The following is a 17,532-nucleotide window of genomic DNA, read 5'->3' as shown; positions in this document are numbered from 1 at the left end:
GGTGGCGCAGCCGGAGGTGGTGGATCGGGCACGGGTCCTCGTCGTCGACGACGACGCGGCCCTGGCCGAGATGCTCACCCTCGTGCTGCGCAACGAGGGCTTCGTGAGCCGGATCGTCACGCGTGGCGACGAGGCCATGGCCGCCTTCCGGTCCTTCCGCCCCGACGTGGTGCTGCTGGACCTGATGCTGCCCGGCAAGGACGGCATCGACGTGTGCCGTGAGATCCGGGCCGAGTCCGGCGTACCCATCGTGATGCTCACCGCGCGCAGCGACACCATCGACGTGGTCGTCGGCCTCGAGTCCGGGGCCGACGACTACGTGGCCAAGCCGTTCAAGCCCAAGGAGCTGATCGCCCGCATCCGCGCGCGGGTACGCCGCTTCGAGGTGCCCACGCCCGACGACCTCCACATCGGGGACCTCACGGTCGACGTGGCCGGGCACTCGGTGACCCGCAACGGCATGCCGATCGCCCTGACCCCCCTCGAGTTCGACCTGCTGGCCTGCCTGGCGCAGAACCCACGCAAGGTGTTCACCCGCGAGGTCCTGCTCGAGCAGGTGTGGGGCTACCGCCACGCCGCCGACACCCGGCTGGTCAACGTCCACGTGCAGCGGCTGCGGGCCAAGATCGAGGTCGACCCGGAGAACCCGACGATCGTGCTGACGGTCCGGGGCGTGGGCTACAAGGCGGGCGCGGCGGATGAGCCGTCCCTCCGCTAGCCGACGCGCGACCGAGCTGCTGACGCGACTACGAGGCCTCCCCGGCGCCGTCGCCTCCTTCTGGCGCCGTTCCCTGCGCACCCGCGTGGTGACCGCGATCGTCGTGCTCTGCGCGGTGGTGGTCGGCTCGGTCGGGTGGCTGGTGCTCCGGCAGATCACCGACGGGCTGGTCAAGGGCCGCGTCGATGCGTCCGTGGCCGAGGCCAGGACCGAGACCGCCACCGCCCGCGAGCGCCTGGGGTCGGCCGGCGGGAACGACTTCGACCCCGACACCCAGCTGCGGCTGCTGGTGGAGAGCCTGGTGGCCCGCGGCGAGGTGAAGGGCTTCGATGTGGTCGTGCGGGGCCCGGTGGGGGAGGGAAGCGACGCGGCGGGCGTCCGCACCACCCCCACGGTGGACTCCGACAGCGTCCCGGAATCACTGCGCCGCTGGGTCGAGGGCAGCGAGGACGGGCTGGCCTGGACCTACACGCGCATCGGCTACACGACCCCGGCCGACTCCGGAGCCGTGCCCCGCCGGTCGCAGCCGGGGGTGGCGGTCGGCTCGACCGTGGTGCTGCCCTCGAACGGGGGCAGCTACGCCCTGTACTACCTGTTCCCGATGGACCAGGAGCAGCGCACGCTGGTGCTGCTGCGTGGTGTGCTGCTCACCGCCGGGCTGCTCCTGCTGGTGCTCGTCGCCGGCGTGGCACTGCTGGTCACCCGGCAGGTGATCACCCCCGTGCGGCTGGCCAGGCGGGTCGCGGAGCGGATCGCCTCGGGGCAGCTCGAGGAGCGGATGCACGTGCGCGGCGAGGACGACATCGCCCGGCTCGCGATGTCGTTCAACCAGATGGCCGGGGCCCTGCAGTCCCAGATCCGCCAGCTGGTGGAGCTCTCCCGCGTCCAGCGCACCTTCGTCTCCGACGTCTCGCACGAGCTGCGCACCCCGCTGACCACGGTGCGGATGGCCGGCGACGTCCTCTACGACGCGCGGGACAGCTTCGACCCCGTCACCAGGCGGGCCGCGGAGCTGCTGCAGACCGAGCTCGACCGCTTCGAGAGCCTGCTCGCCGACCTGCTCGAGATCAGCCGCTTCGACGCCGGTGCCGCCGTGCTGGAGCTCGAGGACACCAACCTCTACGACGTCGCGCAGCGGGTCGTCGCGGCCACCGCCCCGATGGCGCTGCAGCGCGGGGTGACGGTGAGCATCGCGGACGAAGGCATGTTCATGGCGCAGGCCGACGTACGCCGGGTCGAGCGGATCGTGCGCAACCTGGTCACCAACGCGATCGACCATGCCGACTCGACCGGCGTGACGATCCGGCTGGCGAGCGACGACGAGGCCACGGCGCTGACCGTCCGCGACCACGGCGTCGGCCTGCAGCCGGGACAGTCTTCGATGGTGTTCAACCGCTTCTGGCGTGGCGACCCGGCACGCGCCCGCACCACCGGAGGCACCGGCCTCGGGCTCGCGATCGCCCTGGAGGACGCCCGCCTGCACGGCGGCTGGCTGCAGGCCTGGGGCACACCTGGCGGCGGTGCGCAGTTCCGGCTGACGCTGCCCCGGCAGGCCGGCGCCCCGCTGACGCACAGCCCGCTCCCGCTCGTTCCCAAGGACATCCGGCAGGGGGTCGGATGAGCTCGGTCGCACGTCTGCGCACGCTTCTCGTGGTCCTGCTGGTGCTGGCCGGCAGCCTCGCGGGCTGCGCCAGCCTGCCCGAGTCCGGCGAGGTGCGCCGCAGCCCCGCCGACCTCCCGGACCGACCCCAGGACGCGCCCTACTTCAGCCCGCCGGGTCCCTCGGCGGACGGCAGCCCGGAGTCGATCGTCTCGGGCTTCCTGGTCGCGATGCAGGCCAACCCGCTGAGCACCTCCATCGCCCGGGGGTTCCTCTCCGAGCGCGCCAAGGCCACCTGGCAGCCGCAGCGCGGCACGATCGTCTACGACGCCTACTCCGTGGAGCCGGTGCCCAGCGGCGTCACCGTCCGGCTGGCCGACACCCAGCGACTCGACGCGCGCGGCGCCTGGCGAGCGGGTCCGCCGGCGGGATCGGAGAGCCTCGACCTCTCGCTGGTCTCCGAGAACGGGCAGTGGCGGATCGACAACCCCGTGAACGCACTGGTCGTCCCGACCTCGTTCTTCGACCGGAGCTTCGCGCGGTTCAACCTCTACTTCTTCGACCAGACCGGGAAGACGCTGCTGCCGGACCCGGTGTTCATCCCACGGGGGGAGCAGACGGCCACCAACCTCGTCCGCGGCCTGCTCGCTGGGCCGGGGGAGGCGCTGGACGACATCAGCCGGTCCGCGCTGCCGTCGCGGACGGGCCTGGACCTGTCCGTCGTGGTGACCGAGAGCGGCGTCGCGGAGGTGCCGCTGTCCCGCGAGCTGCTCCGCGCCTCGCCGGCCGAGCTCTCCCGGGCCGTGGACCAGCTCGCCTGGACGCTGCGCCAGGTGCCCGGCATCGAGCGGGTCCGGATCACCGTCGACGGTGCTCCCGTGCCGTTGCCCGGCGGACGGGTCGACGCCTCGGTGACCTCGGGCCCCGAGTACGACGCCGCCGGCCCCTCGCGCGCCCAGCTGTGGGCGCTGCGGGGCAACCGAGTGGTCGACCTCTCCCCGGACTCGAAGGGCAGTGCCGGCGTGGGAGGGCCGTTCGGGCGGCCCGGCTTCTCGATGCGCAGCTTCGCGGTGAGCGAGCCGCCCCAGCGCATCGCCGCGGTCTCCGGCAGCGGCAGCAGCGTCTATGTGGCGGGCACCGAGGGCGGGACGAAGGGGTCGGCCGTGTCGAGCCCGCTGGTGCGGGGCACCGACGTGCTGCGACCTTCCTTCGACATGTTCGGGGACCTGTGGCTGGTCGACCGGACCCCCCGTGGTGCCCGCGTGTACCTGGTCAGCGAGGGCCGGGTCCGTCCGCTGAGGGTCCCCGGCGTCACGGGTGCCGACGTGGCCGCGTTCTCCGTCGCCCGGGACGGCAGCCGGATGGCGGTGGCGTACGCCGGCCTCCCCGCCCCGCAGGTGCGGGTGATCGACATCCTGCGCACCGACGAGGGGATCGTCTCGGGAGCAGGGGACACCCGGTCCCTGACGGCGAAGGTCCCCGAGAACGCCCGCATCCTCGACCTCGGCTGGCGCGACCCCGGCACCCTCGCGGTGCTCAGCCGCCCCAGCGCGGAGACCAGCCAGGTGAGCTTCCTGTCCACGGACGGGTCACCCACGCACCGCGACCTGATCGAGCCCAACGTCTTCCGCGGCGCGGCCCAGGCGATGGTGGTCTCCCCGGACGAGAACGTGCCGCTGCGCCTGGTCACGCCCGCCCAGCGGCTCTACACGCTCAGCGAGAACGGCAGCTGGCCCCGGACCAGCTCGAAGGTCGCTGCCGCGGCGTACGCCCCCTGACCGGAGGGCGTCCACACCCCTCACCGGGGACGCCTGGCTCCACAGGGTCCGCGGCCCAGCGCGGCGGCGACGTGGCGAGGACCAGGATCGGCGGGTGCTCGACGCCTGGCTCGACCTGGTGCACGGCGCTGCGTGCGTGGGCTGTGCCGCCCCGGGCCGGTCGCTGTGTGCCCGCTGCCGCTCCCGGCTGCCGCAGGGCGGGCGCCCGGTACGGCCCACGCCGTGTCCGCCGGGCCTGGCGGCGTGCTTCGCCGCGGGGGAGTACGACGACCTGCTGCGCGCCATGGTCCTCGCCCACAAGGAGCACGCGGTGTTCTCCCTGGCCGAACCCCTCGGCACGGTGCTCGCGAGCGCGGCCGCCCTGGCGGTGGAGCCGGCCGTCGCCACGCTGCTGGTCCCGGTGCCCTCCCGCAGCGCCGTGGTTCGTGAACGCGGCCACGACCCGGTGCTGCGCCTCACCCGTGCTGCGGCGCGGTTCCTGCGGGCTGGCGGGGCGCGCGTCCGGACCGCGTTGGTCCTGGAGCAGTGCGGCCCGGTGCGCGACCAGGCCGGCCTGAGCGCGGGGCAGCGGTCGGTCAACCTGGCCGGCTCGATGCGGGTCCGGACGGCCGCCCGGTCCGCGCTGGCCCGCCGGCCCGAGCCGGTCTCGCTGGTGGTCTGCGACGACGTGCTCACCACCGGGGCGACGGTGCGGGAGGCGCAGCGCGCCCTGGAGGACTCGGGCCTCACGGTCCGAGCAGTGGCCACGGTGGCCGCGACACGCAAGCGGCTCCCGCACCCACCGTGAGCACCAGTCTCGTCGGAGGGGGGCGCCCTACCGCTTTCAGGAGGCGCCGACTACCGTCAGGTCAACCCCCCAGGACGTTCCGGGACGTTCGGCATCGAGCGTTTCAAGCCGTGTGAACTACAGGAGGTCAGCGATGGATGTTGTGGTCAGCACTCGTAACTGCGAGGTGTCCGATCGGTTCCGCCAGCACGTCGAGGAGAAGCTCAGTCGGCTGGAGAAGCACGACCACCGGATCATCCGCGTCGATGTACTCGTCGAGAAGGAAGCCAGGGCTCGCGAGCCCGAGCGCGCCGTACGGATCGAGCTGACCGCGAAGTCCCGCGGGCCCATCGTCCGTGCCGAGGCCTGTGCCGAGGACAAGATGGCTGCACTGGACCTGGCGCTGGACAAGATGGCCTCCCAGATGCGCAAGGCCGCGGACCGGCGCAAGGTGCACCGCGGACAGCGCAAGCCCGAGTCACTGGGTGAGGCGATGGCGCGCACCGCCGTGCCGGCCGAGGAGACCGAGGAGGACACGGCCATCGAGCACAAGGTCGGTCCGGTGACGGTCACCGGCGACGGCCCGCTGGTGGTCAGGGAGAAGACCCACGCCGCGACCCCGATGAACCTCGAGCAGGCGCTCTACGAGATGGAGCTCGTCGGTCACGACTTCTTCCTGTTCGTGGACAAGGAGAGCGAGCGTCCCTCGGTGGTCTACCGCCGACGCGGTTATGACTACGGCGTGATCACCCTCGACGTCAGCTGACCGCCCCACCAGCCCCACCTGAACCTCGGTGACTACTCCCGGCGTGGTCCGAAAGGACCACGCCGGGATAGTCCATCCCGTACCCATTCGGGCCAACCTCTGCCATAGTGACCGAATGGTCGCCGATGCCACCCCTGCCCATGACGAGCCAGTGCGTGTGGTCGTCGTCGACGACCAGGAGCTCTTCCGCCGTGGACTGACGATGCTGCTCGGCGTCGAACCCGACATCGAGGTGGTCGGTGAGGCGGGCGACGGCATCAGCGCCACCGACCTGATCGTGGCCACGGTGCCCGACGTGGTGCTGCTCGACGTACGCATGCCCAAGCGCTCCGGGCTGCAGGCCTGCATCCAGATCAAGGAGCTCGTGCCGAGCGTCAAGATCATCATGCTCACGGTCAGCGACGAGGAGGGTGACCTCTACGAGTCGGTGAAGAACGGCGCGTCGGGCTACCTGCTCAAGGACTCCTCCATCGACGAGGTCGCGCAGGCGGTCCGCGTCGTCGCCGAGGGGCAGTCGCTGATCAGCCCGTCGATGGCGGTCAAGCTGATCGACGAGTTCAAGGAGATGGCCCGCACCGACCGCGAGCAGGTGATCATCCCGAAGCTGACCGATCGCGAGCTCGAGGTGCTGCGACTCGTCGCGACCGGGATGAACAACCGCGATGCCGCCCGCGAGCTGTTCATCAGCGAGAACACCGTGAAGAACCACGTGCGCAACATCTTGGAGAAGCTCCAGCTGCACTCGCGCATGGAGGCGGTCATGTACGCCGTGCGCGAGAAGCTCCTCGACATCCCCTGATCCGGCAGCCGTCACGTTGTCGGCGCTGCCGGGCATACTCGGCCCCGTGGCGACCGACCAGCTCTCCCTCGCGCAGGCGCGGCGGATCGCCCTGGTCGCGCAGGGGTTCCGGGACCCCCGGCACACCGTGCCGACGATGCGCACCTTCGCGCGCACCCTGACCCGCACCGGGGTGCTCCAGGTCGACTCGGTCAACGTGCTCCAGCGGGCCCACTACATGCCGCTGTTCTCCCGGATGGGCGTCTACGACCCCGCGCTGCTCACCCGCGCCTCGGAGAAGCACCCTCGCCGGATGGTGGAGTACTGGGCGCACGTGCAGGCGTTCATGCCCGTCGACCTGTGGCCGGTGATGCGTCACCGGATGGACAGCTTCCGCGACAGCCCGCGCTGGGGCGGCTGGCTGCAGACCAACCCCGGACTCGCCGAGGGCGTGCTGGAGCAGGTCCGCGACCGGGGGGCCACCACCGCCCGCGACCTCGACGACGAGCCGCGGGGGCCCAAGCTGCACTGGGGATGGAACTGGTCGGAGGCCCGCAAGGCCCTGGACTTCCTCTACCTCACCGGCGACCTGGCGATCGCCCGGCGCACCCCGTCCTTCGAGCCCGTCTACGACCTGGCCGAGCGGGTGATCCCTCGCGAGCACCTCGAGGCCCCGGCACTGGACGCCTTCGCCGCCACCAAGGAGCTGGTGCGCCGCGCTGCCCGCAGCCACGGCGTGGGCACGCTGCGGTGCCTGACCGACTACTACCGGCTCCAGATGCAGCCTGGGGCCGGCCAGAAGGCGGCCAGGCTCGCGGTCGACGAGCTCGTCGAGGACGGCGAGCTGCTGCCGGTGCAGGTCGAGGGCTGGCAGCGACCGGCGTACCTCCACCGCGACGCGGCCCTGCCCCGGCGGGTGGACGCGCGCGCGGTGCTGAGCCCCTTCGACCCGGTGGTGTGGGAGCGCGAGCGCACCGAGCGGCTCTTCGACTTCCACTACCGCATCGAGATCTACGTGCCCGAGGCCCAGCGCCGCTACGGCTACTACGTGCTGCCGTTCCTGCTCGGCGACCGGATCGTGGGCCGGGTCGACCTCAAGGCCGACCGCCGCACCGGCCGGCTGCTGGTCAAAGCGGCGTACGCCGAGCCCGGTGCGCCGGCCGAGACCGCGGCCGAGCTGGCCGAGGAGCTGCGCGAGCTGCAGCGCTGGCTCGGGCTCGAGGACGTCTGCGTCGACCCCCGGGGCGACCTCGCTCCCGCGCTGGCCGCCGAGCTTTCCACCGGGTCGTCCACCGGGCCGTCCACCGGGCCTGCGTGAGCAGCGCGCCGGTGCGCGGATGGTGCAGGGTGGGGTGATGAGCGTGGTCCGGCACCCCTTCTTCGCCCGTCTCTACAGCCGGGTGATCGCGCCCGGCATCGCCAAGCAGGGCGGTGACGCCCTCCGCCGGCGGGTGCTGGCGGGCCTGAGCGGGACGGTGGTGGAGGTCGGAGCCGGCGACGGGGCGAACTTCGGGTTCTATCCCGCGGAGGTCCAGCGGATCGTGGCCGTCGAGCCCGAGCCCTACCTGCGGGCGAAGGCGGCGGCCCGCACGGAGGAGCGCGTCGAGCTCCACGACGCGGTGGCCAGCGACCTGCCCCTGGGTGACGGCACCGCGGACGCGGTCGTGTTCAGCCTCGTGCTCTGCTCGGTGGACCAGCCGGCGGCCCTCGCCGAGGCCCGGCGGGTGCTGCGGCCCGGTGGCCAGCTGCAGTTCCTCGAGCACGTCCGTGCCGAGGAGCCGCGCATCCGCCGGCTGCAGCGGGTCCTGGACTCGACGGTGTGGCCGCTGCTCGGTGGCGGGTGCCGCCTGTCCCGGGACACCGAGTCGGCGATCAGCCGGGCGGGATTCGCGATCACGGAGATCGACCGGTTCCACTTCCCCGACGGGGTGCGCGGTCCCTCGTCGTGGGTGATCGCCGGAAGCGCCGTACCCGCTGGGTGAGTCGGATTGAAACAATGCTCCACCCCGGAGCGTTACGATACTTGAAGGGCCCAGCCGTGACGCTCAGTCGCGCCCGGCCACGACCCCAGTGAAGGTCCCACCCCCAAGTTCCCCAGGAGTTATCCGCGTGTCGCTGATCGACAAGGTCCTGCGCATCGGCGAGGGCAAGATCCTGCGCCAGCTCGAGGCCATCGCCAAGGCGGTCAACGCCATCGAGGACGACTTCGTGGCCATGTCCGACGAAGAGCTCCGCGCGATGACCGACGAGTTCAAGGACCGGCTCGCCAAGGGGGAGACCCTCGACGACATCATGCCCGAGGCGTTCGCCACCGTCCGCGAGGCCGCCAAGCGCGTGCTCGGCCAGCGGCACTTCGACGTGCAGATCATGGGTGGCGCGGCGCTCCACCTCGGCAACATCGCCGAGATGAAGACCGGTGAGGGCAAGACCCTGGTCTCGACCCTTCCGGCGTACCTGAACGCGCTCGCCGGCAAGGGCGTCCACGTGGTCACGGTCAACGACTACCTCGCCAAGTACCACGCGGAGTGGATGGGCCGGGTGCACCAGTTCCTCGGCCTGACCGTCGACGTGATCCTGCCCGACATGCGTCCGGCTGAGCGTCGCGTCGCCTACAACGCCGACATCACCTACGCCACCAACAACGAGCTCGGGTTCGACTACCTGCGCGACAACATGGCCAACTCGCTGGAGGACTGTGTCCAGCGCGCGCCGTTCTTCGCCATCGTCGACGAGGTCGACTCGATCCTGATCGACGAGGCGCGCACGCCGCTGATCATCTCGGGCCCGACCCAGGACGAGGTGGAGTGGTACGCCGAGTTCGCGAAGGTCGCGACCAAGCTGACCAAGGACGTCGACTACGAGGTCGACGAGAAGAAGCGGACCGTCTCCATCCTCGAGCCGGGCATCACCAAGGTCGAGGACTACCTCGGCATCGAGAACCTCTACGAGTCCGCGAACACCATGCTGATCTCGTTCCTGAACAACTCGATCAAGGCCAAGGAGCTGTTCCGAAACGACAAGGAGTACGTCGTCATCGACGACGAGGTCCTCATCGTCGACGAGCACACCGGCCGCATCCTGTCGGGTCGCCGCTACAACGACGGCCTCCACCAGGCGATCGAGGCCAAGGAGGGCGTGACCGTCCGCGAGGAGTACCAGACCCTCGCCACGATCACCCTGCAGAACTACTTCCGCCTCTACGAGAAGCTCTCCGGCATGACCGGTACGGCGATGACCGAGGCCTCGGAGTTCGACAAGATCTACAAGCTCGGCGTGGTCCCGATCCCGACCAACAGGCCGATGGCCCGGATCGACCAGAAGGACCTGATCTACCGGACCGAGGAGGCGAAGTTCGACGCGGTCGTCGAGGACATCGCCGAGCGTCACAAGAAGGGCCAGCCGGTCCTGGTGGGCACCACCTCGGTGGAGAAGTCCGAGCGCCTCTCCGGCCTGCTCAAGCGCAAGGGCGTCCCGCACTCGGTGCTGAACGCCAAGATGCACGCCGACGAGGCGAAGGTCGTCGCGATGGCCGGTCACCGGGGCGCCGTCACGGTCGCCACCAACATGGCCGGTCGAGGCACCGACATCATGCTGGGTGGCTCGACGGAGTTCCTCGCCGACCAGGAGCTGCGCGACCGCGGGCTCGACCCGGTCGAGAACGCCGAGGAGTACAACGCGGCGTGGCCCGAGACCCTCGAGCGCATCACCGCGCAGGTGAAGGCCGAGCACGACGCGGTCACCGAGGCCGGTGGGCTCTACGTGCTGGGCACCGAGCGGCACGAGTCGCGCCGCATCGACAACCAGCTGCGTGGACGGTCCGGGCGTCAGGGTGACCCGGGTGAGTCCCGGTTCTACCTCTCGCTGGGCGACGACCTGATGCGGCTGTTCAAGTCCGACTGGGTCGAGCGCGTGCTGCTCGCTCTCAAGGTCCCCGACGACGTCCCGATCGAGAACAAGTCGGTGACCAAGTCGATCCAGTCCGCGCAGTCGCAGGTCGAGGCGATGAACTTCGACTCCCGCAAGAACGTCCTCAAGTACGACGACGTGATGAGCCGTCAGCGCGAGGTCATCTACGGCGAGCGCCGGGCCGTGCTCGAGGGTGCCGACCTGCACGACCAGGTCGTCACGATGATCGACGACACCATCGCCACCTACGTCACCGCGGCCACCGAGAGCTTCCCCGAGGAGTGGGACCTCGACGCGCTGTGGGAGGCGATGAAGTCCATCTACCCGATCTCGCTGCGCTACCAGGACCTCGAGCGTGAGGCCGGCGGTCGCGACGGCATGGACCGCGAGACCCTGGTCGCCGACCTGCAGGCCGACGCGCAGAAGGCCTACCAGGCCCGCGAGGCCGAGGTGGGCTCGGAGGTGATGCGCGAGCTCGAGCGCCAGGTGATGCTCTCCGTGCTGGACCGCAAGTGGCGCGAGCACCTCTACGAGATGGACTACCTGCGCGAGGGCATCGGCCTGCGGGCGTACTCCCAGCGGGACCCGCTCGTGGAGTACCAGCGCGAGGGCTTCGACATGTTCAACGCCATGAAGGAAGGCATCCGCGAGGAGACCGTCGGCTTCCTGTTCAACCTCGAGGTCCAGGTCGACGACGACGAGGACGACGACGAGGACGAGGAGGAGCTGGTGGCGGCCAACGCCGTCACCGACACCCTCGAGGCCGCGCAGCACGTCCACGTCCACGACGACCACGCCCACGTGCCGAGCATCAGGGCCAAGGGGCTGCAGACGCCCAAGGCGCCGCAGAACCTGACCTACACGGCACCGAGCGAGGACGGCGACGCCGAGGTCTTCACCGAGCCCGGCACGGTCACGAACGCGGACAACCCCTACGCCGGGGTCAGCCGCAACGCGGAGTGCCCCTGCGGGTCGGGCAAGAAGTACAAGAAGTGCCACGGCGCTCCGGGCGGGCCGACCGGCCTGACCGCGCGTCCGGCCGGCTGAGCCGGGGGAGAGGCACGGCGCTGCGGTGTACGTCAGTTGTTCCTGCGGTCGTCAGCACTGGGGACGCTACGGGGCGGCGGGGCTGCTGCTGACCGACCCCGGTCGCACCGGGGTGGTGCTGCAGCACCGCTCGGCGCGGGTCCACCAGGGCAACACCTGGGCGTTCATGGGCGGCGCGATCGAGCGCGGCGAGGACCCGGCGACGGCTGCCCTCCGCGAGGCCCACGAGGAGAGCCGCCTCGACGCGAGCGGCGTCACGGTGCTGCGAGACGTGCCCGGTCTCCAGCACCCGGAGTGGCGCTACACCTACGTCCTGGCGCAGACGCCGCGGCCCGAGGACCCGGAGCTGCCGGGTGGCTCGAGCTGGGAGGCCGACCGGACCACCTGGGTCGACCTGGACGCGGTCTCCGGCCTGCGGCTGCACCCCGTGCTGGCCGAGGACTGGCCCTGGCTGCACGCGCTGCTGCGCACCGGCGACTGAGCCTGCTCGGCACCGGCGGCTGAGTCACGGTCACGTCGCGGTGCGCCGTATGCTCGGAGCCGGGGTCGCGACCGATGGAGGCAGGAAGACCATGCGCGGCGGCTACGGCACCAGTGACCACGGCACGCTCGCGGACCGCAACCGGACCCTGCGCCCCGCTCCGGCGGCGGTGCCGCCGGAGCCTGAGCGTCCCGCTGAGCGTTCCCCGGGGCGTCCCCCGAGTCCCGCCCGGCACTGCCACGTGCACGGTGAACCGAGCCTGCTGGTGGAGTGGCGACGCGGCGCGACGCAGTGGGAGGGCCGCGTGATCAGCGTGAACTGGCTGGGCGAGGCAGGCGGCTGGGCGACCGTGGAGCGGTGGGTCGCCGCCGGGGAGATCGAGCGCAGCTGACGTCCCCGGCTGCGGGATCGTCAGCCCGAGTCACCCGAACTCCAGCGCGGTGCAGCACCAGCGACCGCCGAGGTGCTCGATGCGGGCAGCGATGGCACGTGAGCGCTCGCCGTGCCGGACGTGGATGCTGATCTCCGCGGCACCGGCGGACGGGCAGAACACGCGCACGCTGCGCACCTGGCTGCGCAGCCGGCGCATCCGCCGGTCCCCGGGCGTGGTCCGGGCGAGCAGCGCCGCCCGCCGCTGCAGGTCGGCGTAGACGCTCTCGGTGGTCCACCGCAGCAGTTGGCTCGGACCCCGGTCGCCGCCGACGACCTCCACGACCGCGCTCGCGAACCGGTGCGCGAAGGCCTCGAGCTCGGCACGCTGCCCCGGGAGCACCCGCAGGCCGGCGGCGCGGGTGGGCCGAACCGGGGTGTCGTAGGCGAGCGCGAGGGTGCCCTGCACGCTGGCGAGCGGGACGGGGTGGGGGCCTGAGGAGCGGTGGGCGGGCATGGTCATGGCTACTCCTGGTGGTGACGGCTGGACTCGTGGGCGGTTGCGGGGACGACCAGTCGCTGTCCTGGCCGGATCAGGTCCGGGTCGGGTCCGATGACGTGTCGGCTGCGGTGGTGGACCCGCTCCACGAGGGCGGCGACCTCCGCCGTACGGGCGTCAGCCGGGAGGCGACGCTCCGCGATCCGCCACAGCGCGTCGCCCGGCCGGACCAGCACCCACTCGCGGACTTCCGTGATGCCACCCGTGGGCCGGGCGGGGGGCCGCAGGTCGGCGCCGGCAGCCGGTGACCCGGGGGCGGCGACCAGCGCAATCCCTACTCCGGCCAGCAGCGCCCGGCGCAACGACGGCGGACAGGCCACCCATGCGGTGGCGCGCAACCGGCCCGCGGAGGCAGCCTCGACTGTGGCGGCCGCGCACAGCAGCGCACCCCACGCAGCTGCCCCGAACAGCATCCAGGCGGCGCCAGCGGCCAGCAGGTGGTCGAACCCGTCGGGGGCGGCGTGGCGCAGCGACTCGGTCAGCGCCGCCACACCCCGCACCGCGACGAGGCTCAGCAGGAGCAGCCCGGCAGCCCTGGTTCGCGGCAAGAGGATCTGTTTCATGCTCGATGCTTCCGTTTGCTTGCGTTTGCATCAGTCAAGGCCTGCGGTAGACCAGTGTCAATCGCTTGTCCACAGCCGGTTTGCTCCGACGGGGAAGGGGCACCACAGGTGGCATGGGTTGGGAAGAGTCGATGTTCGCGGTGTTCGAGGACCTCGAACAGCAGGCCACGGGCCTGCAGCTCGCGGAGCGTGACGCGGAGGTCGCGGACCTCAGCGTCGCGGAGTACTCACGGATCACCCTGGCTGCCCGGCTGCACGCCTCCGTCGGGATGCACCTGCGGATGCGCCTGGTGGGCGGTGCCCAGGTGGCCGGGCGGCTGGCCAGGGTCGGCGAGGACTGGCTGCTCCTGGTCGACCACAGCGCCGAGTGGATCGTGCGCCGCGACGGGGTCGCCACCCTCTCCGGCCTGTCCTCACGAGCCGACAGCGAGGAGACCTGGACCGTGATGGACCGGCTCAGCCTGCGCGCGGTGCTCCGACGGATGTCGAGCGTGAACGAGAGCTGCCAGGTGCACTTCGCCGACGCCCATCACTCCCAGGGCCGGGTCGGGCGCGTGGGCAGGGACTTCTTCGAGCTGCACGTGGGCGAGGGGGAGAGCCGTAGCGTGCAGGTCGTGCCGGTGATGGCCGTCGCTGCGCTCCAGGGGCGCACCGAATGAGCGGACCTCAGTCCTTGGCGGGCGCTGACCCCTCGACGAACGGGTGCTCGTCCACGAACCGGTCGGCGTCGGCGTACGCCCGCTCGATGTAGGCCTCGAGCTCGCTGGCCTCGACCCGCCACTGACCCCGCCCCCCGATCTTGAGGGCGCGCAGCTCCTTGCGGCGGACGAGTGCGTAGACCTGTGCGCTCGAGGTGTTTAGGATCTCCGCCACGTCGGCAAGCTGCAAGAACCTCGGGGTCGCGCTCATGTGTCCCACTGTGCCAGTGTTCACGTGCGGTTGCGAGCGGACGACACACGTTGCCTGTGGATGGCTCCACCGAGGAAGGGGCACACGCGATGACGACGGTGGCGCAGCAGGAGACCGGGGCACCACGCGCGGTGCGGCCCCGTCCACCGGGCTGGCGAAGCCCCCGGCTCGTCCTCGGGATCGTGCTCGTCACCGGCTCGGTCGTGCTGGGTGCGCGGCTGCTCGCGGCAGCCGACGACACCGTCGGGGTGTGGGCGCTGAGCCGCAGCCTCCCCGCGGGAGCCGCCGTGGAGGCGGGCGACCTGGAGCGGCGCGAGGTGCGCTTCCCGGACGAGGCCACCGCGGACGGCTACCTCTCCAGTGACGACGACGTCCCCGTGGGCACGACCCTGAACCGTCCGGTCTCCGCCGGGGAGCTGCTGCCGCGCTCGGCGTACGCCGCGACCGATGACGCGGGCCTGGTCGAGGTGCCGATCAGCGTCGTCGCCGACGACCTCCCAGCGACGGTCAGGCAGGGCTCGGTGATCGACGTCTGGGTCGCGCCCAAGGCTCCGGCCGCCGGGGAGGAGCGGCCCCGGGCCACCCCGGTGCTCACCGACGTGGTCGTGGTGGCGGTGCCCCGCAGCTCCGAGTCCCTGGCGCCCCAGACGACGCGCCAGGTGATCGTCGGTGTTCCCGACTCCCGCAGCTCGGCCCTCGGGTCCGCGCTGGGAAGCATGTCCGAAGGACGCGTCGTCATCGCCCGGAAGGGCTGAACCGGTGGCCGAGCGGGTCACCGTCCTCCTCGCCGCCGCGGGCGAGCCCTGGGAGGCCTCGGCGCTGGGCCTGCTCGGCGACGACGACGCGAGCGTGGTGCTCAAGCGGTGCGTGGACCTGACCGACCTCCTCGCCAGCGCCGCGACGGGGGAGGCCGACGTCGCGGTGGTCTCCGGGGACCTGGGCGGTCTCGACGCGGACGCGGTGATGCGCCTGCTGCGCGACGACGTGCGCTGCGTCGCCGTCGGTGGGGACGCGGACGGGCTCGGCCGGATCGGGGTGGTGGCAGTGGTTCCCCGGGCCGACCTCGATCAGCTGCCCGACGCGGTGGCCACGGCAGGCTCCCGCGAGCTGGTGATCGACCCCGAGCCGGCCGCCGACGGCCGGCTGGAACCCATCGAGGCGTCCGGCCGGCTGGTCGCCGTACACGGTCCTGCAGGCGCCCCGGGGCGCACCACGCTCGCGATCGGCCTGGCTGCTGAGCACGCCCACCGCGGCGACCCCACCGTGCTGGTGGACGCGGATCCGCACGGCGGGGCGGTGGCGCAGCACCTCGGGGTCCTCGACGAGGTCTCGGGCCTGCTCGCGGCGGCCCGACTGGTCAACGCCGGGTCCCTGGACGCCGTTGCCTTCGCGCGCTGCCGGCGCCGGGTGGGTGACCACTTCGAGGTGCTCACCGGCCTGCCCCGTCCCGACCGCTGGGTGGAGGCACGACCGGGGGTGCTCGACGCCGTCCTGGAGAGTGCGCGCGAGGTCGGCGACGTGGTGGTCGACACCGGGTTCAGCCTCGAGGACGAGGCCGACCTGGGGCGTCACGTGTCGCGCAACCAGCTCACCCTGGACGCCGTCGGCGCCGCGGACCACGTGGTGGCGGTCGGCACCGCCGAGCCCACCGGGCTGGCCCGACTGGCGCGCACCCTGGTGGAGCTGCGCGACAGCACCGATGCGCCGGTCACGGTGGTGGTCAACCGGATGCGGGACTCGCTGGGGTGGAGCCGGCGCGACATCACCGGCATGGTCGAGGGCTACGTGCGCCCGGCGGGGGTGCACTTCCTGCCCGAGGACCGCGCCACGACCGACCGGGCGCTGGTGGCCGGTCGCGCCCTCACCGAGCTGGGTGACTCAGCGCTGCGTCGCGCCGTGACCAAGGTGCACGACTCGGTGCTGGCGGGTCACAAGCCGCCCATCAGCAGGTAGAGCCCGGTGGCGGTGTAGAAGACCATCACCATCAGCATGCCGATCTGCCCGGTGACCTGGTGCCGCGCGGGGAGCAGCGCGATCGCCCTGTCGTGGGCGGCGATCACGCCGACCACGTGGCCCGTGATCACCGCGAGCACCTTGATCACGGCGAGCAACGTGGGGTGGAACGAGAGCCAGTAGTTCACCGACAGGTCCGCCGTGCCGAGCAGGTTGTCGCCGCGCACGAGCGGGTCGCTGAGCTGGATCAGGGTGACCTGGCCCTGCTCGAGCAGGTAGGTCAGGTAGTGCGCGGTCATGTAGCCCACGATGATCGGGATCACCGAGTGCGCCAGCCGGCCGGGCAGCTCGCGGCGGCCTACGGCGCGCGGGCCGGTGCGGTCGACGCCGGTGGACATCGCCGCCACGCAGAACGTGAGCGCGACCACCAGGCAGAACACCAGCATCGCGACCGAGTTGACCAGCGTCGAGTCGAGCCCGACGTCGCGGACGAACCGCTGCCACTGGATCGTGTCCTTGTAGCTGTCGAAGGCGGTGGAGCCGAACAGCACCGCGACCACGGCGACGAGGCCGGGGCGGGGGACGACCGTCGCGAGGTTGGCCAGGGGGCTGCGCACGACGAGCCGGCCGTCCTCGCGGCCCCACACCGAGAGCTTCGCGACCAGGTTGGAGTAGACCTCGAAGGGATCGGCGCGCTCGAACCACTCCTCGCCGAACACGGCCGCACCGATGAGCATCAGGGCGAGGTAGCCGGCCAGCCAGACCCGGACCGTGCCCAGGTAGGCGCTCTGCGGGTTGACCAGCTCCTGCCACACGAACGCGAACAGGCCGGCCGCGGCGGGCCAGTAGCCCAGCTTCGCCGGATAGGTCACCAGGCCGACGCGGGGGTCGCCTCCGGTGACCTTGGCGAGCAGCAGGTTGAGGGTGCGCACCGGGCTGAACGCGCGGACCACCGGGCCCAGGAGGAGCGAGGCGGGGACCAGCCCCACCCACACCAGCACGTAGAAGGTGCCCAGCGCGGGGTTGTTGACCAGGTCGGGACCCCAGACCAAGGCCCAGGCGACGTAGCCGAAGAACGCCAGGCCGAGGACCCGGAGCGTCCAGGCGAACCAGGCGCTGTCGACCACGCCGGCGAGCGCCGCCGGGGTGGGGCGGCCGCGGCGGGTGTCCTCGTAGCGGGGCTTGCGCCAGGCCAGGGCGAGGACGCAGAAGGAGACGACCAGCGCGGCGATCGCTGCGGCGACGGCCAGGTCGAGGGGGAGGGGCAGGTCCTTGGCGCCCCCCAGCCCGTGCATCGGGATAACGGCCGGCACCAGGCCGACCACCTCGCCGGTCACGG

18 protein-coding genes are annotated in these 17,532 nt (G+C 71.9%); 14 read left to right on the top strand and 4 right to left on the bottom strand.

Features of this window, described 5'->3' with window-relative positions; translation table 11 throughout:
• Position 1 precedes the first annotated feature (1 nt).
• The 11 genes from mtrA to AC4BGC_RS11305 all read left to right on the top strand — a co-directional run bounded on the left by mtrA (position 2) and on the right by AC4BGC_RS11305 (position 12,231).
• Complete coding sequence (gene mtrA / locus AC4BGC_RS11355) at positions 2-718, top strand: MtrAB system response regulator MtrA (protein ID WP_490548376.1); 717 nt, start codon at positions 2-4, stop codon at positions 716-718.
• Positions 699-2,339 carry an MtrAB system histidine kinase MtrB gene (gene mtrB, locus AC4BGC_RS11350; RefSeq protein WP_490555822.1) on the top strand — a complete coding sequence of 547 codons (1,641 nt, stop codon included), beginning with the start codon at positions 699-701 and terminating at the stop codon, positions 2,337-2,339. The genes mtrA and mtrB overlap by 20 nt, the downstream gene beginning before the upstream one ends.
• Positions 2,336-4,096 (top strand): LpqB family beta-propeller domain-containing protein, encoded by a 1,761-nt coding sequence (locus tag AC4BGC_RS11345; protein WP_490548378.1) that lies wholly within the window; start codon positions 2,336-2,338, stop codon positions 4,094-4,096. Before mtrB ends, AC4BGC_RS11345 begins: the two co-directional genes overlap by 4 nt.
• Before the next feature lie 94 nt (positions 4,097-4,190).
• Positions 4,191-4,883 carry a ComF family protein gene (locus AC4BGC_RS11340; protein WP_490555821.1) on the top strand — a complete coding sequence of 231 codons (693 nt, stop codon included), beginning with the start codon at positions 4,191-4,193 and terminating at the stop codon, positions 4,881-4,883.
• A 133-nt stretch (positions 4,884-5,016) separates the two neighbouring features.
• On the top strand, positions 5,017-5,628 hold the full coding sequence (hpf, locus tag AC4BGC_RS11335; protein ID WP_490555819.1) for a ribosome hibernation-promoting factor, HPF/YfiA family: 612 nt from the start codon (positions 5,017-5,019) through the stop codon (positions 5,626-5,628).
• Between the two features lie 115 nt (positions 5,629-5,743).
• Positions 5,744-6,427 (top strand): response regulator, encoded by a 684-nt coding sequence (locus tag AC4BGC_RS11330; protein ID WP_490548381.1) that lies wholly within the window; start codon positions 5,744-5,746, stop codon positions 6,425-6,427.
• A gap of 46 nt (positions 6,428-6,473) precedes the next feature.
• Positions 6,474-7,724 carry a winged helix-turn-helix domain-containing protein gene (locus AC4BGC_RS11325; RefSeq protein WP_490555818.1) on the top strand — a complete coding sequence of 417 codons (1,251 nt, stop codon included), beginning with the start codon at positions 6,474-6,476 and terminating at the stop codon, positions 7,722-7,724.
• Positions 7,725-7,761: 37 nt separating this feature from the next.
• Positions 7,762-8,388, top strand: coding sequence for a class I SAM-dependent methyltransferase (locus AC4BGC_RS11320; protein ID WP_490555815.1), 627 nt, complete (start codon positions 7,762-7,764; stop codon positions 8,386-8,388).
• Positions 8,389-8,515: 127 nt separating this feature from the next.
• Entirely contained in the window at positions 8,516-11,359 is a 2,844-nt protein-coding gene (gene secA, locus AC4BGC_RS11315) for a preprotein translocase subunit SecA (RefSeq protein ID WP_490555813.1), read from the top strand.
• Positions 11,360-11,384: 25 nt separating this feature from the next.
• A complete protein-coding gene (locus tag AC4BGC_RS11310) occupies positions 11,385-11,840 on the top strand; it encodes an NUDIX domain-containing protein (protein WP_490555812.1) in 456 nt (151 codons plus the stop codon).
• 40 nt (positions 11,841-11,880) lie between these two features.
• Positions 11,881-12,231, top strand: coding sequence for a hypothetical protein (locus AC4BGC_RS11305; RefSeq protein WP_490555810.1), 351 nt, complete (start codon positions 11,881-11,883; stop codon positions 12,229-12,231).
• A 30-nt stretch (positions 12,232-12,261) separates the two neighbouring features.
• Here the strand turns inward: AC4BGC_RS11305 and AC4BGC_RS11300 are convergent, their stop codons facing one another.
• Together AC4BGC_RS11300 and AC4BGC_RS11295 are read right to left on the bottom strand one after the other, a co-directional pair.
• On the bottom strand, positions 12,262-12,732 hold the full coding sequence (locus tag AC4BGC_RS11300; protein WP_490548387.1) for an Rv3235 family protein: 471 nt from the start codon (positions 12,730-12,732) through the stop codon (positions 12,262-12,264).
• 2 nt (positions 12,733-12,734) lie between these two features.
• Positions 12,735-13,331: a LysM peptidoglycan-binding domain-containing protein gene (locus AC4BGC_RS11295; RefSeq protein ID WP_490555808.1), complete on the bottom strand. Its 597-nt coding sequence runs from the start codon at positions 13,329-13,331 to the stop codon at positions 12,735-12,737.
• Positions 13,332-13,444: 113 nt separating this feature from the next.
• On the opposite strand from AC4BGC_RS11295, the gene AC4BGC_RS11290 reads away from it, so the two are divergent.
• Positions 13,445-13,990, top strand: coding sequence for a hypothetical protein (locus tag AC4BGC_RS11290; RefSeq protein ID WP_490548389.1), 546 nt, complete (start codon positions 13,445-13,447; stop codon positions 13,988-13,990).
• Positions 13,991-13,997: 7 nt separating this feature from the next.
• Here the strand turns inward: AC4BGC_RS11290 and AC4BGC_RS11285 are convergent, their stop codons facing one another.
• A complete protein-coding gene (locus AC4BGC_RS11285) occupies positions 13,998-14,240 on the bottom strand; it encodes a helix-turn-helix domain-containing protein (protein ID WP_490555807.1) in 243 nt (80 codons plus the stop codon).
• A gap of 89 nt (positions 14,241-14,329) precedes the next feature.
• Between AC4BGC_RS11285 and AC4BGC_RS11280 the strand changes: the two genes are divergently transcribed.
• A complete protein-coding gene (locus AC4BGC_RS11280) occupies positions 14,330-14,995 on the top strand; it encodes a hypothetical protein (protein WP_490555806.1) in 666 nt (221 codons plus the stop codon).
• Positions 14,996-14,999: 4 nt separating this feature from the next.
• On the top strand, positions 15,000-16,193 hold the full coding sequence (locus AC4BGC_RS11275) for a CpaE/TadZ family protein (RefSeq protein WP_490555804.1): 1,194 nt from the start codon (positions 15,000-15,002) through the stop codon (positions 16,191-16,193).
• Here the strand turns inward: AC4BGC_RS11275 and AC4BGC_RS11270 are convergent.
• A complete protein-coding gene (locus tag AC4BGC_RS11270) occupies positions 16,169-17,530 on the bottom strand; it encodes a hypothetical protein (RefSeq protein WP_490555803.1) in 1,362 nt (453 codons plus the stop codon). The genes AC4BGC_RS11275 and AC4BGC_RS11270 overlap by 25 nt on opposite strands.
• Positions 17,531-17,532: the final 2 nt, after the last annotated feature.

The organism is Nocardioides sp. Z38_18, from assembly GCF_058215695.1.
Note: the sequence above shows the minus strand (reverse complement) of the source record. Positions and strands in the feature narration are given on the sequence as shown.

Bases quoted from the DNA above. Each gene is read 5' to 3' on its own strand.
- mtrB (WP_490555822.1), top strand. From the start codon at position 699: ATGAGCCGTCCCTCCGCTAGCCGACGCGCGACCGAGCTGCTGACGCGA.
- AC4BGC_RS11345 (WP_490548378.1), top strand. From the start codon at position 2,336: ATGAGCTCGGTCGCACGTCTGCGCACGCTTCTCGTGGTCCTGCTGGTG.
- hpf (WP_490555819.1), top strand. From the start codon at position 5,017: ATGGATGTTGTGGTCAGCACTCGTAACTGCGAGGTGTCCGATCGGTTC.
- AC4BGC_RS11330 (WP_490548381.1), top strand. From the start codon at position 5,744: ATGGTCGCCGATGCCACCCCTGCCCATGACGAGCCAGTGCGTGTGGTC.
- AC4BGC_RS11320 (WP_490555815.1), top strand. From the start codon at position 7,762: ATGAGCGTGGTCCGGCACCCCTTCTTCGCCCGTCTCTACAGCCGGGTG.
- AC4BGC_RS11300 (WP_490548387.1), bottom strand. From the start codon at position 12,732: ATGACCATGCCCGCCCACCGCTCCTCAGGCCCCCACCCCGTCCCGCTC.
- AC4BGC_RS11295 (WP_490555808.1), bottom strand. From the start codon at position 13,331: ATGAAACAGATCCTCTTGCCGCGAACCAGGGCTGCCGGGCTGCTCCTG.
- AC4BGC_RS11290 (WP_490548389.1), top strand. From the start codon at position 13,445: ATGGGTTGGGAAGAGTCGATGTTCGCGGTGTTCGAGGACCTCGAACAG.
- AC4BGC_RS11285 (WP_490555807.1), bottom strand. From the start codon at position 14,240: ATGAGCGCGACCCCGAGGTTCTTGCAGCTTGCCGACGTGGCGGAGATC.
- AC4BGC_RS11280 (WP_490555806.1), top strand. From the start codon at position 14,330: ATGACGACGGTGGCGCAGCAGGAGACCGGGGCACCACGCGCGGTGCGG.